The 15,970-nt window shown below is 33.4% G+C and carries 13 protein-coding genes; 10 read left to right on the top strand and 3 right to left on the bottom strand.

Annotation, left to right across the window (positions count from 1 at the left end; all coding sequences use genetic code 11):
- Positions 1-116 precede the first annotated feature (116 nt).
- Both PB01_RS10060 and PB01_RS10055 read left to right on the top strand, forming a co-directional pair.
- Positions 117-1,214, top strand: coding sequence for an ABC transporter ATP-binding protein (locus PB01_RS10060; protein WP_151700088.1), 1,098 nt, complete (start codon positions 117-119; stop codon positions 1,212-1,214).
- A gap of 283 nt (positions 1,215-1,497) precedes the next feature.
- Complete coding sequence (locus PB01_RS10055) at positions 1,498-2,151, top strand: hypothetical protein (RefSeq protein WP_151700087.1); 654 nt, start codon at positions 1,498-1,500, stop codon at positions 2,149-2,151.
- A gap of 211 nt (positions 2,152-2,362) precedes the next feature.
- Here PB01_RS10055 and PB01_RS10050 read toward each other — a convergent pair whose 3' ends face one another.
- The 3 genes from PB01_RS10050 to PB01_RS10040 form a co-directional block, all read right to left on the bottom strand.
- Positions 2,363-2,542: a hypothetical protein gene (locus PB01_RS10050; RefSeq protein ID WP_151700086.1), complete on the bottom strand. Its 180-nt coding sequence runs from the start codon at positions 2,540-2,542 to the stop codon at positions 2,363-2,365.
- A 396-nt stretch (positions 2,543-2,938) separates the two neighbouring features.
- Positions 2,939-3,118, bottom strand: coding sequence for a DUF4083 family protein (locus PB01_RS10045; RefSeq protein ID WP_225986264.1), 180 nt, complete (start codon positions 3,116-3,118; stop codon positions 2,939-2,941).
- A 188-nt stretch (positions 3,119-3,306) separates the two neighbouring features.
- A complete protein-coding gene (locus PB01_RS10040) occupies positions 3,307-4,155 on the bottom strand; it encodes an MBL fold metallo-hydrolase (RefSeq protein WP_151700085.1) in 849 nt (282 codons plus the stop codon).
- 559 nt (positions 4,156-4,714) lie between these two features.
- Between PB01_RS10040 and PB01_RS10035 the strand changes: the two genes are divergently transcribed.
- From PB01_RS10035 to PB01_RS10000, 8 genes are all read left to right on the top strand, one after another.
- Positions 4,715-7,087, top strand: coding sequence for a glycoside hydrolase family 65 protein (locus PB01_RS10035; protein ID WP_151700084.1), 2,373 nt, complete (start codon positions 4,715-4,717; stop codon positions 7,085-7,087).
- A gap of 159 nt (positions 7,088-7,246) precedes the next feature.
- On the top strand, positions 7,247-8,509 hold the full coding sequence (locus tag PB01_RS10030) for an ABC transporter substrate-binding protein (protein WP_151700083.1): 1,263 nt from the start codon (positions 7,247-7,249) through the stop codon (positions 8,507-8,509).
- 108 nt (positions 8,510-8,617) lie between these two features.
- A complete protein-coding gene (locus PB01_RS10025) occupies positions 8,618-9,493 on the top strand; it encodes a carbohydrate ABC transporter permease (protein ID WP_151700082.1) in 876 nt (291 codons plus the stop codon).
- A complete protein-coding gene (locus PB01_RS10020) occupies positions 9,493-10,329 on the top strand; it encodes a carbohydrate ABC transporter permease (RefSeq protein ID WP_151700081.1) in 837 nt (278 codons plus the stop codon). The genes PB01_RS10025 and PB01_RS10020 overlap by 1 nt, the downstream gene beginning before the upstream one ends.
- A 25-nt stretch (positions 10,330-10,354) precedes the next feature.
- Positions 10,355-11,080 carry a YesL family protein gene (locus PB01_RS10015; RefSeq protein WP_151700080.1) on the top strand — a complete coding sequence of 242 codons (726 nt, stop codon included), beginning with the start codon at positions 10,355-10,357 and terminating at the stop codon, positions 11,078-11,080.
- A gap of 787 nt (positions 11,081-11,867) precedes the next feature.
- The gene (locus tag PB01_RS10010; RefSeq protein WP_151700079.1) at positions 11,868-12,890 is read left to right on the top strand and encodes a LacI family DNA-binding transcriptional regulator; all 1,023 of its coding nucleotides are present in this window, start codon (positions 11,868-11,870) and stop codon (positions 12,888-12,890) included.
- A gap of 21 nt (positions 12,891-12,911) precedes the next feature.
- Positions 12,912-13,595: a beta-phosphoglucomutase gene (pgmB, locus tag PB01_RS10005; protein ID WP_151700078.1), complete on the top strand. Its 684-nt coding sequence runs from the start codon at positions 12,912-12,914 to the stop codon at positions 13,593-13,595.
- A gap of 27 nt (positions 13,596-13,622) precedes the next feature.
- Positions 13,623-15,893, top strand: a complete 2,271-nt coding sequence (locus PB01_RS10000; RefSeq protein ID WP_151700077.1) for a glycoside hydrolase family 65 protein — start codon at positions 13,623-13,625, stop codon at positions 15,891-15,893.
- Positions 15,894-15,970: the final 77 nt, after the last annotated feature.

Below are 15,970 nucleotides of genomic sequence, written 5' to 3'. Positions count from 1 at the left end.
CTAGTAAACATGCACCAGAAATGAGCAAATCTTTGTGCATATTTACCATTATCCGAATTGAGTAAATATTATATACTTTTAGTAGTTAGTGAAAGCACTTACATAGGGGGATTAAAATGGCTGAATTAAAGTTAGTGAATATTAAAAAAGTATATGATAAAGATGTAGTGTCTGTACAAGACTTTAATCTAGAAATTAGAGACAAAGAATTTTTAGTATTAGTTGGACCATCGGGTTGTGGGAAATCAACTACACTTAGAATGATTGCTGGTTTGGAGGAAATATCAGAAGGCGACCTTTTCATTGGTGAAAAAAGAGTAAATGATGTTCCACCAAAAGAGCGAAATATTGCAATGGTTTTTCAAAACTATGCGCTTTATCCACATATGAACGTTTACGACAACATGGCTTTTGGTTTAAAGCTTCGTAAATTTAAAAAAGATGAAATAAAAAAGCGTGTTGATAATGCTGCTAAAATTTTGGGACTTGAGGAACTTTTAAATCGTAAACCAAAAGCACTTTCAGGAGGTCAGCGGCAGCGTGTTGCTTTAGGACGTGCTATTGTTCGTGACGCGGAAGTATTTTTAATGGATGAGCCATTATCCAACTTAGATGCAAAGTTGCGTGTTCAAATGCGTACGGAGATCCAAAAACTACACAGACGTTTACAAACAACTACCATTTATGTAACTCATGATCAAACGGAAGCAATGACAATGGCAACTCGTCTTGTAGTAATGAAAGATGGTTTTATACAACAAGTAGGTGCACCTAAGGAAGTTTACGATGAGCCTAACAATGTTTTTGTTGGAGGATTTATCGGTTCTCCTGCGATGAACTTCTTGGATGGTAAAATAGTAGAGAATTATTTTGTCATGGGAGATGTAAAAGTTCTGGTTCCTGAAGGGAAACTGAAATTGCTTCGTGATCAAGGTTATGAAGGGAAAGATATCATTCTTGGCATTCGTCCAGAAGATATTCATGATGAACCAGTATTCCTTGATTTTTCTCAGGATACTAAAATCAAAGCATCCATAGAAGTTGCAGAGTTAATGGGCTCAGAAATAGTACTTTATTCTAAAGTGAATGACCAAGACTTTGTTGCACGAATTGACTCGCGTTTCAACGTAGTTGCGGGTGATACAATTGACTTGGCATTTGATCTAAGTAAAGCACACTTTTTCGATAAGAAAACAGAATTACGAATTAAATAAACGCATTTTTTTAGAAGAGATATACATAAATCCTATTTTATAGAGCCGCTATGGGAAATTGATTTTCCTTTAGCGTTTTTTTATGGTGAAATGATCTGGACTTTGAAAAATGATAGAGATATAGAAGTAGATTGGTAAAAAGAAAAACAACTCTATTTTTCACTTTTTGAAAGGAAGGATTGTGTGACAGTAGTTGATACCCTAAAAAGGTTTTTGGGAATATTTGTTAAAATTTAATCTAACATGAATTCGATAAAAGACGTTTTTAGAGGAAAGGGATAAGATGATAAGAAATAAAGTAGCACTCATTAGTTCTTTGGTTATTTTATGTATATGTTTGTATTTATATATATCGTTTCCTAATAATGGAACGTTAGAGGCTCGAACCATATTCATGTCATTTCCAATCCGAAATCATAATGGATATATCTTGCTTGGTATAATAGGTTCCGTTTTGTTTATAAGCGCCATGATTTTACTTGTAATAGGCATAAAGAAATATCATTTTCGAACGTTAGCAATCGTTGTAGTAGTATACGCTTTTTTACCAAAGCTTCTCATTACGATGTACCAAGAAACGTTAGCAAGTGGCATTACAGCAATTTCATACGATGGCAATGGTACTTGCAATTTTGAGTATGTGAGCGAAGACTTATTAGATGGGGAATGTAACATCGTGTTACATAATCGTAGCAATGAAGCTGTGTCATTTGAGTTAGAATTTTTAGATTCCTCTTTTATGGAGGATGAAGTACGAATGGAGTCACTTATGAATTTAGGAGGTCCGTATCGTTTTACGATAGAAAAAAATCGTAAAAAGTCTATTCATTTAGAGAAATTACTTGAATTATCAGATGTTCCTAAACATATTGACAGTGGAACATCGATGAATATTCATTTTAAATTAATTGACGGGGAGAATATACGCATTTTATAGTAGATGTTTCACTTCAATAATAGAAAGATACAATTTTCGAATAATATTTTTCATTAATTTAATAGGGTGATTATTGATTTCTAGTCGCTTAAGAAAAAAAGCCTATTTGAGAAATTTCGAATACGCTTTTTAATTTGACTAAAAACAACAATCAAGTTAAACAGAGTAAATAAAAAAAGACTGTCCAAAAAAGGAACAGTTGAATCAAATATTATTTCATTTTTTGTAATAGAGCATTCCCTTTTAAATAAACAAATCTTTCTATTTTGGCTAACCAACTAGTTCCGTTTTCTCCATTAGCTAGCTGATTAGCATGAATATTATGGAATTCTGCAACGCGTTTATTATGATCTTTTTGCCATTGGTGCAATGCATTATGTTTCAGTTTCAATCTCTCCTTTCATTTAATACATTAATTATATGCTTTTGATGGATGAAATAAAAGTAATTTTATATCCGAACTAATTCACTGCTCTTTTATACGCTCTTTTTTTGCTCGTAGTCATTTGTTTTTTGAACATGTAGCTAAGGCAAAAGGTGAAGAAGGACTTTAAGTGATTTATTGGAAAGAGCTTGGGAAATATATCAGCATTGTAGAACTATGGGACTTAGAAGCTGAATTAGTAAAAAAGAACTCTTTGGAAATAAGATGGCACTCTAACTATTAAGATATTAGGAATGATTGTAAATGGTTATTGAACAACCGGAACAAAAGAAATAGGAAATTGCTTAGTACGCTGTCCGTTTAAAAAGTGAAGTAAGGATTAATGTAAAAAGGATAAAAAGGTTACTCTTTATTATCTTTTTCTAGTAAATCAATTATTCTATCAAGTCTCTGTTCAATAGAATTAAATTTATTTGGCTTTTTAATAATGAATAAACGTACAAGAAAAAATAAGCTAATAAAAATTATGACGATAATAATTAGTCCAAATAATTGAGAGTAGATTAAATCAATTATTGTCATATAAATGCCCACATTTCCATTTTTATAGTAGAGTAACATATTTTTTCGATGATTAATTAATTTATATCGCATAATGATTGTATTACGACGAAAAGACACAAACTAGTTAATTATTGACTAATAAGGAGCCATCTCAAGTAATTTAAATGAGATGGCTTTTGTGTAAATTTGATTGATTAATCTATAAATTATTGTGATTGAATAATATGGTCATTCACAAATGCTTTTATGAAAAAAAATTCATTATCATTGGGATCCCTATTATTATCAACCTTAAAGAGCTCTAAAGCATTTTCTAGTGATGTCGATTTTACAACTTGACTTGCTGCTGTTAACTCTTTCCAATATATATTCATTTCATTTCTATCGCAAATAGATTCATGACCAAGTAGGAACATTTCAGCATCATGTTTTTGAATGTCTTTAATCATTGGCAATAACAATGATTGCTTGTAATGAAATAATGAATTTGTGGTTGTACCATAGGCACTATCCCCTAAAAAAACAACATTTTCATCTGGAATATAAATGATTGTAGAATCGTTGGTATGAGTGCTTTTGATTCTTTCAAGTATGCAAATTTTATTTCCCAAATCAATAGTTAATGTATTGTCAAAGATAACATCTGGAGACTTCATCTTAAAACTATTCCTGTTTGGCATATCAGTTTGTATTATCTTCATACACATAGCACTCATCTGATTATTATCCACATAGTTCTGGAGTGACCTATCATCATACGAATAGCTTCTCCATTCTTTTATCATTTCATTTGTTTGACTATTAACTATAACAGTCGCATCAAATTCATTCATACCTAGGAAATGATCCCAATGTGCATGTGTAAGCACTACATATTTAACTGGTGGTACATTTAGCTTCTCTATTTCTTGTAAAAAGTCTTTAGCATGCTGAGTTGAATTACCAGAATCGATTACTAAACTATATTGGTCACCACATACCAATCCTAATGTTGGTCGATCTTTATCATCTTGATTAGATAAATAATAAATAGTATTACTTAATTTATTTAACATGTTATATCTCCTCTATTCTATTAATAATAATTTTATGAATGAGAAAATCTACATGTATATTTTAAAATAAATATTTTAAGATTTTCTCATATTATTTTTTTACCATTGGACTTGTACCTCCTTTTTTTACTATGGAAAAGTATAACATATTTATTGAAAATTTTATTTACTTTTTATAAAATTTAGAATATTGGAGATAGAAAGTATGAGCATAAAGCTAAGTGTTGGTCATATTAACAATAGTTGCACACTTAGAAAATGCTTATTCTCACATAACCATACTGAATCTATACCTATCCTACTAAAATAAGTGGATCTATTTCACTAAATAAAAATCCACAAGTACAAATTACCTGGAAATTTACAATTAATTTATTGACAATTATGAATACCAGAATTATAGTTGATATTGTCAGGACTTACAATTCATTTCCAAAATCTAAAACGTTTTCGTTGGATGGTAATAACGAATTATCCATAAAATCGAATCCGTTTTCAATAAAACTAAAACGTTTTCGGAACGGTTTGCCATTCCTTTCAGAAAGGAGAGTATGGTTACATGATTAGTTATTCAGATGGCAAGGAAGACCTGGAAAATTGGATTGTTTCGGAATTGGGATTTCATCCGGATACACTTGGGAAAAGCGAAGCAATCATGTGTCTTGGAAATGGCTATATGGGATTACGCTCTGCTACAGAAGAGCCATACATGAAAGAAACACGAAATTTATTTGTTAATGGGACTTTTAATAAAGCGCAAGTTAATGAAGTCACAGAGCTGCCGAATTTGGCGGATGTTACGAAGATCGACATTCGGATAGATGGGGAACGATTTAGTCTTGAATTTGGCGAAAAGAAGGACTATATACGCCAAATAAATTTAAAGACGGCAGAGTTGACGCGAATTTTTGAATGGACCTCACCTAAAGGAAAAAAACTATCTTTTGAATTTAAACGGTTTGTCTCCCTGCATAATTTACATTTGATTGGCATGAAAATGACCGTTAAAAGTTTATCAGATCCGGTTCAAATTTCTTTTGACTCAGGTATTAATGCACAAATGAGTAATTCTGGCGCACAACATTTTCTTGAAGGTGATCGTAGAATTGTTGATAAAAAAATAATTCAATTAGTTCAAACAACAAATGAATCAAAAGTGGATGTTGTCATTAATACTACCCACAAAATTATGATTAACGGTGAGGAAATAGTAAAAGATCCTGAAATGAACATGGCTCGTCGAAAAGTATGGCTAACTTACGATTTCAGCCTTCAGCCAAACGATATACTGGAAATGGAAAAGTTAACGACAGTGTACACAAGTCGCGACAAGGAATATAAAAACTCCGACTACCAAATTCATACACTTCAAGAGAGCTCTTTGAAAGATTTACAAGATTGCTTAGAAAAAGGGTATGATTTACTTTTTCAGTCTTCTAAGAAAGAATGGAAGAACAAAGTATGGAATGCATATAACTTTGAAATTAAAAGTGAAGATTCTTTTGACCAAATTGCCTTAAGATTTTCACTCTATCATTTAACCATTATGACACCTGCACATGATGAACGTATGGGAATCGCTGCAAAAGCATTAAGTGGAGAAGGTTATAAAGGGCATTCCTTTTGGGATACAGAATTATTCATTCTGCCATTTTTCATCTTTTCAAATCCGGAAGTTGCTAAATCACTTCTAACTTATCGATATCACGGATTAGAAGGTGCTAGAAAAAAAGCGGTTGAAAATGGTTACTTAGGTGCGATGTTCCCTTGGGAAGCAGCATGGCCGACTGACGGTGAAGTAACACCGAAACTTGGTGATATTGATATCATCACGGGAGAACAAACGAAAATATGGTCTGGATTCATAGAACAGCATATTTCTGCAGATATTACTTTCGCTGTTTATCAATATTATAGTGTAACAGGTGATATTGAATTTATGGATGATTACGGTTATGAAATTATTTTTGATACAGCGAGTTTTTGGGCAAGTCGTCTTGAATGGAATGATGAAAAGCAAGAATTTCATATCAATAATGTAATTGGTCCTGATGAATACAAAGAACATGTAAATGACAACGCTTTCACGAATTATATGGCGTATTTTAATATGAAACTAGCAATCCGTTATTATGAAAAACTAAAGAAAGAAAACTCAGTAGTTCTAAAAAATTTAACTGAGCAATTAAATTTAGATGAATCGTATAAACTTTGGCAGTTGAAAGCAGAAAAAACATTTTTACCGATGCCGCGTGAAAAAGATCTAGTAATACCACAAGACGATACGTACTTACAATTAAAAGAAATTGATATTTCCAAATATAAAAATCAAGAAAAAGTTAGAACAATCTATCGTGATTTTAATCCTGCACAAATTAATACATTTCAAGTGACAAAACAAGCAGATACATTACTCTTGTTTTATTTGTTACAACAAACATTTTTACAAGATGATAACCGAATTTCAGAGACTGTTAAACAGGCTAATTTCAACTATTATGAACCGAAAACATTGCACGATTCTTCTTTGAGTTTGGCAACACACTCAATACTGGCTAATGATATTGGTGACATGGATTTAGCGTATTCTTTATTTAAAAAGTCTTGCGAAGTCGATCTAGGGCAAATGATGAATACTTCTGATGATGGCATACATGCAGCTGCTATTGGTGGGATTTGGAAAGGCGCAGTATTTGGTTTTGCCGGTATCAGACTTAGAGATGGATTGCTAAGTATCAGACCAAAATTACCAAAACATTGGCATCATATGAAGTTCACGATTCATTGGCGAGCTCAACCTGTTACATTTTTCCTTACATCATCAACCTTGTCTGTAAAAGTAGAAAACAAGGGAAAAGTTGCATTTGAGATGTATGGAAAAACCTATGAATGCAATGATTTCATTGAAATAAAATTAGATTCAATGGAGTGAACAATAGATGACAACGGATTAAGTTGTCGCAGATTACAACAAACATTTCTAGTATTCTCTTTAGATACTAATAGGAGAAAGTAACAATTGTGGGTAGATATAAAATGATTTTTCATTTTATTTACTATAGAAATTCAAATTATAGGGGGAGGAATTCAAATGAAGTTCCAAAAAAGAACGTTAGGTAGTCTACTAATAGTAGCATTATTAATGATTTTAGCTGCATGTAGTGGTAATGAGGAAGCCGGAAAAGAAAGCGAAAGCAAGGGGGGGGCTGGCAAATCTTCCAATCAAAAAATTACTATTTTCCAAAGTAAAGTTGAAATTTCTGATCAGTTAGAAGCACTAGCAAAGGAATATACGAAAGAGACTGGTGTGGAGGTCGAAGTATGGGGAACAACAGGTGATGATTATTTCTCACAGTTGCAAATTCGCATGAATAGCAATCAAGGACCATCCATCTTTAGTCTACAAAATGTTACGGAAGCTGAAAAAATGAAATCATATGTTTACGATATGGATTCAGAAGGATATGTAAAAAATATTGCTCCTGGCATGGAACTAAAAGTTAATGACAAAGTTGTTGGAGTACCGTACGGAGTTGAAGGGTTTGGGTTGGTTTATAACAAAGATCTAGTTAAACCTGAAGATGTTGCCGATTATGACTCTTTTGTACGTACATTAGAAAAGTTTAAAGCAGAAGGCATTAATGGATTTGGACTTTCAAAAGAAGCTTATTTCTTAATTGGTCATATTAGTAACTATCCTTTTGCATTGCAAAAAAACCATTATGAATACATCGATGAGTTGACAGACGGGAAAGTAACAATGGCTGAAACAAAGGAATTCCAAGAATTTGGAAAGTTTATGGATGCGATTAAAGCAAACACACCTAGTCCTTTAGATGTGACATATGATAAGGAAGTTGGGGACTTTGCTGCTGGAAAATCAGCTATGATTCATCAAGGAAACTGGGCTTATGGAATGCTTTCAGATTTTAATGTAGATTTCGAAGTAGGCATGTTGCCATTCCCATTAATGGGTAATGATAAATTGGCTGTAGGAGTAGGGAATAACTGGGCGATCAACGGTAAAAAAGATGAAGCGGAAGTTAAAGCAGCAAACGATTTCTTAAATTGGATGTTTACAAGTGAAATTGGTCAGAGATACATTGTAGAGGAATTTGGATTTGTTCCTGCACTGACAAATATCAAGTCAGATAAATTGGATTCATTATCTCAAGATGTATTGAATGCATCAAACAGCGGTAAAACAATTCCTTGGGCATTAAATTATTTCCCAGCGAATATAATCCCGAATGATTTTGCACCGAAAGCAGAAGAGTTCTTCCTTTCAAAAGATATGACTGGTAAAGAATTTATCGAAAAGCTAGATGATGCATGGAAAAGCGCAGTAAAATAATTATTCAATTAATAGTAAGATAGATGATAAACATCTGGACATCTCTTAAATGAGGTGTCCATTACTAACTATTATGTTTTTTACAAACTACATGAAAGAAGTGGTGACATGTCAAATAAAAGTAATAAGTGGTGGTATCTATTATTTACTACTCCACTATTATTAATTTTTATAACAGTCGTGATTATTCCATTTTTAATCGGAATTTATTATGCCTTTTTCGAGTGGGATGGTATTGCAGCAAATCCAAAAGTGTTTGTGGGGTTTGAGAATTTTGTCCAATTGTTTGGTGATACACGTTTTCTTGCATCTACTTGGAAAACAATATTATTTACATTATTAGCAGTTATTTCAGTTAATGTGGTAGGCCTCGTTTTTGCATTATTGGTGACATCTAAGCTTCGAACTGCGAATGCGGCACGTACGATGATATTTATGCCTTATTTAATTGGGGGATTAATATTGGGATATATTTGGCAGTTTATATTTTTAGATGTATTTACGCTTTTTGGTAAAGTAACAGGCTTTGATAATGTGTTTTTTAATTGGCTTATTGATATTGATTATGCTTTATATGCTTTAGTTTTCGTATTTACTTGGCAAATGGCTGGTTATATAATGATTATTTATATTGCCGGTATTCAAGGTATTCCAAATGATGTAATCGAAGCATCAAAAATTGATGGCGCAAACGGATGGCAAAGACTTAGGAAAATCACTTTTCCTCTTTTAATGCCAGCTTTTACAATCAGTCTTTTTTTAACACTGTCATCGGCATTTAAGATTTACGATGTCAACCTATCTTTAACGAATGGTGGACCAGCTAATTCCACAGAAATGTTTGCGATGAATATTTACAATGAAATTTTTGGTTATAGTAATTATGGATTTGGTCAAGCAAAAGCAATTGTTTTCTTCTTTATCGTTGCTGCAATTACACTTACTCAAGTCTATATTACGAAGAAGCGGGAGGTAGAGATGTGATGAGAAAAATACGTAAAATCACAAAAGAATTATTACTCCTCGTAGTTGCGCTTTTCTTCCTTTCTCCTATCTACATAATAATTGTTAATTCATTTAAAGATCGTCAGGAACTTTATGAAAATGCACTTGCATTGCCTAAAAGTTTTAGTTTTCAATATTACCTAGAGGCTATGGAAAAAATGAATTTCTTACATGCACTTGGAAATTCGTTATATATTACGATACTATCCGTTTTGATCATTGTCGTTTTATCCTCCATGACAGCTTGGATGTTAGCTAGAACAGACAATAAGCTAAGTAAAATTATATTCATGACACTAATTGCTACCATGCTTATACCTTTCCAAACACTTATGATGCCTTTAATGCAGTTCATGAGCACAATTACGAATACACTACACATACCTATGTTCAACACTCGTGAAGGTTTAATCTTCATGCATATAGGATTTAGTTCCAGCATTTCTGTTTTTCTTTATCACGGTTTCGTTAAGTCTATTCCGATTACCTTAGAGGAAGCAGCAACTATTGACGGAGCTTCTAAATTTGGGGTTTTTTGGCGAGTTATTTTCCCAATGTTAAAACCGATTACGGTTACGGTGATGATTTTAAACGTAATTAATATTTGGAATGATTATCTATTGCCTTCTCTTACACTTACTGATAAGGGACTTCGTACAATTCCCCTGTCTACGTTCTATTTTTTTGGGGAATTTACGATTAAGTGGAATTTAGCAATGGCAGGCTTGATGTTAACGATCATTCCCGTTGTGATTTTCTATGTACTTGCACAAAAACATATTATTAAAGGAATTGGAGAAGGTGCAGTAAAATAAATCGATTCTTGCAGGAGGTGTGAACATGCGAGAGTTTTCAGGTTTCATGGGAGTAATATACGGATCAACTGAATGGATCATGCGATTTTCTACCATTAATATTATATGGTTTCTCATGAACGTTCCCATTACATTTATCATCTTAAGTCTATACTTGAATAATTTCGGCATTGAATTTGTTTTATCTTTATTGCCATTATTACTTTTCATACCGGCATTATTTATCCCAAGTACAATTGCCATGTTTGCTACAGTCCGTGACTGGGTGTTGAAAAAGGACCAAAGTTCCCTTACAAAAGCGTTCTTTGCCTACATGAAGTCTGACTACAAGAAAAGTTTTTTGTCGGGGCTAATTTTGATGTCTATTTGGCTCATTTGGATAGCGGATTTTTATTATTTTAGCAAAAACGATTTATTAAGAATGATTTTTTTGATAGTAGGAGTTACCTTATTTGTGTATTCAATTATTTTCTTTGCTCTTAGTGTACATTATCAAATGGGGATTAAGAAGTTGATTATTCATACGTTTTTTGTCACAGTTGGAAATCCTATTTTATTCTTTTTCGTCTTAACTAGCAATCTTGTTTTGTTTTATTTAAGTGCAACAAAGGTTCTTTTCTTGTTTCCTCTTTTTACAGGATCTTTAAGTGCTTATCTATGTTTCGCCGTTTTTTACCGATTAACTTTAAAGATAGAGAATAAAACACTGACCAATAAATTAGTTAATAAATATAACAGATCTGTTGATTAGCCAAAAATGACTGCTTAACTTTGTATATGCAGCATTTATATAAACTAGCATTGCCTATATTAAAGCTTGCAAGGAACGCATTGTTTATATAGTGCGCATTAGTTAGTTTCCGATAGGATTTCCGCCGGGTGAGCGATGAGCCATCACCGCCGCATTCGCGTCGTTTGAGATAGCTCATCTTCCTCACTTATCCGACAGGAGTCGCCGCCCTTCCGCTACAATCAACGTAGCTTGTTGGCTATTCTGTGTGTGCCGTCGCGAAAAGCTCAAAAAGGGACTCGTTACCATAGGATAGATGCTTTCTACTATAAGAAGATGCCATTTTTTGCTAATTGCAAGATAACTACCGTTATGTGCAATTTATGTAGTGGACATTTAATAATGTGTAATACCATGCAAAAGTAAAAGCTATATTAAGAGACAGTGGACACATTCAAAGCGTATTTTTTAGCTTATTCACTTATTGGTTATTATTTTATATAATACTACATAATGTGGATTTAGCGCGGCGGCTGAGGCAACGCCCGCGGAAAGCGAATACCAGAGCGCTAAATCCCGGTGGTTACTATTTAGATTACATGTTGCGCATTATATAAATACTGCGCATAATCCCTAATTCGTTCTATATTACGTGTAATAAAAAATGGTGGAGTACCAGAAATTATATCTTCCATACCGTAATGAAAATAAACAAATTCTACTGCTTTCCATATAAGTATTCTGTGTAAAAAAGTGGTAAACAACAGAAGTGTGAATATAAAATAAATGTAGGAAGTGACTTTTTGAAATGGCTACGATAAAAGATGTCGCCAAAGAAGCGGGAGTATCCATAAGTATTGTGTCAAAAGCATTTAATAATTATGTAGATGTCAATGAAAAAACAAGACAAAGGATATTCGATATTGCGAATGAACTGAATTATACACCAAATATAGTCGCTAAAAATTTATCATCCAAAAAACAAATGACTGTTGGATTGATATCTTCTGGTGTCCTTAACAATAATGAAAAAGACAACAATGCATTTGATATATTCAAAGGAGTCTATACCGCTGTTTCGGAAAGTCAGTTTGAATTGTCCATCTATCTTATCGATTCGTTGCGACAAAAACAAAAAAGCTATGCTCAATATTGTCGAGAGCGAAATATCGGTGGGGCAATTTTACAGGGAATTCGTATTGATGACCCGTATTATAAGGAACTAATAGATACCAATATACCTTGTGTAGTGCTTGACATTATGACAGAAACAGAAAATGGATTGATAGGAAGCGTCTCCATTAACAACTCTGATGCTAGTAGAGAGATTGCCGAGTATTTATTGGAACGTAATCATCGTGATATTGTCATCATTGCAGGTACGATAGAAACCTACGTGAATACAGAGCGTATGAAAGGAGTGCAGGATGCCTTTAAAGCTAATAATTTGGAATTAGATGATAAACACGTGCTGTATGCTCAATTTTCAGAACAAGAAGCGTATGTTTTAGCAAAAGAATATTTGCAAAGGAAACAACCTACCGCATTTCTTTGCTTTAGTGATCTAATGGCATTTGGTGTGATGAAGGCTGTAAAAGAAGCAGGATTGAGAATTCCAGAAGATATTTCCGTTACTGGATTTGATGATTTACTGCTTAGCAGTTTTACTCAACCACAGCTTACTACGATTGGCCAAAATTTTTTTGAAATCGGCAAGTTGTCAGCACTACTTTTGCTAGACTTGATCGAAAATAGAATGGATGAGAAGCATGTTTATGCACAACATCTATTAATGGAACGAGAAAGTGTTAAAACACTGTTAAATCACTGATAAAGAAAGGAAAGGAACCAAATGACCCAATATCCACAAGCTTTTATATACGATCTTGATGGTGTTATTACCGATACGGCAGAATTTCATTTTTTTGCATGGAAGAAACTTGCAGATGGACTTGGCGTATCCATAGATAGACAGTTTAATGAGCAACTTAAAGGAATAAGTCGCATGGATTCTTTAGAACAAATTCTGAAACTAAATTCTTCTTTAGTTAGATTCACTAAAGAAGAAAAAGTGAATCTTGCAAATCAAAAAAATGTGTACTATTTGGAATTAATAGAATCTATTAATTCTACAAATATTTTACCGGGTATAGAGTGTTTATTGAAAAAAAATAAAGAGCTAAATATTAAAGTTGCTCTTGGCTCAGCAAGTAAAAATGCGGTTCAAGTATTAAATCAGCTAGGACTTACGAAATACTTCGATTTTATCGTAGATGCATCTAAAGTCAAAAAAGGAAAACCAAATCCTGAAACTTTCACAACTGCCGCAGATCACTTAGGGATTCCTTATTCTAGTTGTATAGGGATAGAAGATGCTGCAGCTGGGATAGAAGCTATTAATGAAGCAAATATGTTCTCCGTTGGTGTTGGTACAATAGAACATTTATCTCATGCGGACTATTTAGTGGGGGATACTTCCAAATTGGTTTTTGAAGAAATCGTAAAGCGATATAAAGAGAAAACTGTATTTCGTTAACATACATTATGGAGGAGTGAAGGCTTTATGACCTGGAAATTGACTAAGTCAGAAATGGATAATCAAAACCTATTGTTAAACGAAAGCCTTTTATCTTTAGGGAATGGTTATTTAGGTGTAAGAGGAAATTTCGAGGAGGGCTATAAGGATACATATAATTCGATTCGAGGTACATATATCAATGCTTTTCATGATGAAATAGAAATTAGTTATGGGGAGAAATTGCATGGTTTTCCAGAGACTCAACAAAAAATCTTAAATGTCATTGATGGGCAAACCGTTGAAATCTATTTAGATGATGAACTTTTCACTTTGTATGAAGGAGAAGTTATAAGTTTTGAACGAAACTTGCATATGGATGCAGGCTATACTGAACGAATCGTACATTGGAAATCTCCGAGAGGGAAAGAAGTTAAAATCAATTTTAGACGACTCATATCTTTTGTTACAAGAGAACTTTTTGCGATAGACGTTAAAATAGAGCTGTTAAGTCAAGTGCAGCAGGTGAAGATTGTTTCGTCGGTAAATGGGGACGTTTCAAATTTTGTGGATAAAAATGATCCTCGAGTTGCTTCTGGTCATGCAAAACGATTACATGTAACAGAAGTTCGAAAGGAAGAAAATTTTAGCATTGTTAAAAATAGGACCTATGCAACCAAGCTCGAAGTGGCATGTGTCGTTTCTTCTACGGTTAATTCTGAAGAATATAAGTATGAAAGTAAAACAACGGATACTAGTGTAGAGGAGACGTATATATGTGAGGGTAAAGCTATTCATTTTACAAAGTACAATGTTTACACAGATACATTAAGGCATGAGGACACAGTTATCGAAAAAGCAATTGCTATACAACAACAGCTAAAAGCAGCAACCTTTGAAGACTTATTAATAGAACAAAAAGAATACCTCGATAACTTTTGGAGTACTTCTGATGTGATCATTAATGGAGATATGAAACTTCAAGAGGGAATTCGCTTTAATCTCTATCAACTGTTACAATCCGTTGGAAAAGATCCTGTAAGTAATATTGCTGCGAAAGGCTTATCTGGCGAAGGCTATGAAGGGCATTATTTTTGGGACACAGAAATCTATATGTTCCCGGTTTTCTTAATGACGAATCCGTCCATTGCTAAAAATCTATTACTACATCGATTCTCTATTTTAGATAGTGCTAGAGAAAGAGCGAAAGAGATGGGACATAAAAAGGGAGCTTTATTCCCGTGGAGAACGATTACAGGGCCAGAAAGTTCGGCATTTTTTCCTGCAGGAACTGCGCAGTATCATATAAGCGCAGATATTGCGTATAGTTATATCCAATATTATTTAGTAACGAAAGAGGAAACATTTTTAAGAGATTATATGGCAGAGGTCCTATTTGAAACTGCTCGTTTATGGATAGATACTGGTCATATGATAAATGACATCTTTCGAATCGATAGTGTAACTGGTCCAGATGAATACTCGTGTATTGTGAATAATAATTATTATACAAATGTCATGGCAAAACATAATTTACTTTGGGCTGCTAAGGTGTATTATCGATTAAAAGAAAATGATAGCAACTATCTGAAGCAATTATCGGAAAGGCTAAGTCTTTCAGAACAAGAAGTAAACGAATGGACCGTTGCGGGAGAAAAAATGTATCTTCCATATGATGAGAAATTCAAAATCAATGCACAAGACGATAGTTTTTTACAAAAGGATCGTTGGGATCTAGAAAATACGCCAAAAGATAAATTTCCGCTTTTGCTGAATTATCATCCTTTAACACTCTATCGGTACCAAGTATGTAAACAGGCGGATACCATCCTGGCACATTTTTTGTTGGAAGATGAACAAAATATCGAAACAATAGAAAATTCCTATAATTACTATGAACAAATTACAACACATGATTCTTCGCTTTCTTCCTGTGTTTTTAGTGTCATGGCTTCTAAATTAGGAGATAAAGAAAAAGCGTATGCTTATTTTAAAGAAACTGCCCGACTAGATTTGGAAAATACACATGGTAATACAAAAGACGGCCTTCATATGGCGAATATGGGTGGTACTTGGCTAGCTATTGTTTTTGGTTTTGCTGGTTTACGAGTTAAGGAAAGCGGTCTTTTCTTAGCACCATCACTTCCAGAAGAATGGGATTCGCTTGAGTTTCGTTTAAAATATCAAGATAGATTAATAAAGGTCAGTATGGAAAGAAATGCACTAACCTATTTGCTAATGGAAGGCGAGGAAATGTCCCTTTCTCATAAAGGAAATATTATTTACCTCCAAACTGGAAAAGAAGTGAAGATTCCATAACATCTGGTTCAAATTGAACATATAGAGTAATAAAGTCTTTAGACACGCTTTTTCGGGTGTGTCTAAAGCTTTTTTTA

The organism is Psychrobacillus glaciei (assembly GCF_008973485.1).
Lineage (GTDB): Bacteria > Bacillota > Bacilli > Bacillales_A > Planococcaceae > Psychrobacillus > Psychrobacillus glaciei.
The sequence above is the reverse complement of the archived record's forward strand: the minus strand, read 5'-3'. Positions and strand labels throughout refer to the sequence as shown.

Bases quoted from the DNA above. Each gene is read 5' to 3' on its own strand.
- PB01_RS10040 (WP_151700085.1), bottom strand. From the start codon at position 4,155: ATGTTAAATAAATTAAGTAATACTATTTATTATTTATCTAATCAAGAT.
- PB01_RS10030 (WP_151700083.1), top strand. From the start codon at position 7,247: ATGAAGTTCCAAAAAAGAACGTTAGGTAGTCTACTAATAGTAGCATTA.
- PB01_RS10015 (WP_151700080.1), top strand. From the start codon at position 10,355: ATGCGAGAGTTTTCAGGTTTCATGGGAGTAATATACGGATCAACTGAA.
- PB01_RS10000 (WP_151700077.1), top strand. From the start codon at position 13,623: ATGACCTGGAAATTGACTAAGTCAGAAATGGATAATCAAAACCTATTG.
- PB01_RS10055 (WP_151700087.1), top strand. From the start codon at position 1,498: ATGATAAGAAATAAAGTAGCACTCATTAGTTCTTTGGTTATTTTATGT.
- PB01_RS10020 (WP_151700081.1), top strand. From the start codon at position 9,493: ATGAGAAAAATACGTAAAATCACAAAAGAATTATTACTCCTCGTAGTT.
- pgmB (WP_151700078.1), top strand. From the start codon at position 12,912: ATGACCCAATATCCACAAGCTTTTATATACGATCTTGATGGTGTTATT.
- PB01_RS10045 (WP_225986264.1), bottom strand. From the start codon at position 3,118: ATGACAATAATTGATTTAATCTACTCTCAATTATTTGGACTAATTATT.
- PB01_RS10025 (WP_151700082.1), top strand. From the start codon at position 8,618: ATGTCAAATAAAAGTAATAAGTGGTGGTATCTATTATTTACTACTCCA.
- PB01_RS10010 (WP_151700079.1), top strand. From the start codon at position 11,868: ATGGCTACGATAAAAGATGTCGCCAAAGAAGCGGGAGTATCCATAAGT.
- PB01_RS10035 (WP_151700084.1), top strand. From the start codon at position 4,715: ATGATTAGTTATTCAGATGGCAAGGAAGACCTGGAAAATTGGATTGTT.
- PB01_RS10060 (WP_151700088.1), top strand. From the start codon at position 117: ATGGCTGAATTAAAGTTAGTGAATATTAAAAAAGTATATGATAAAGAT.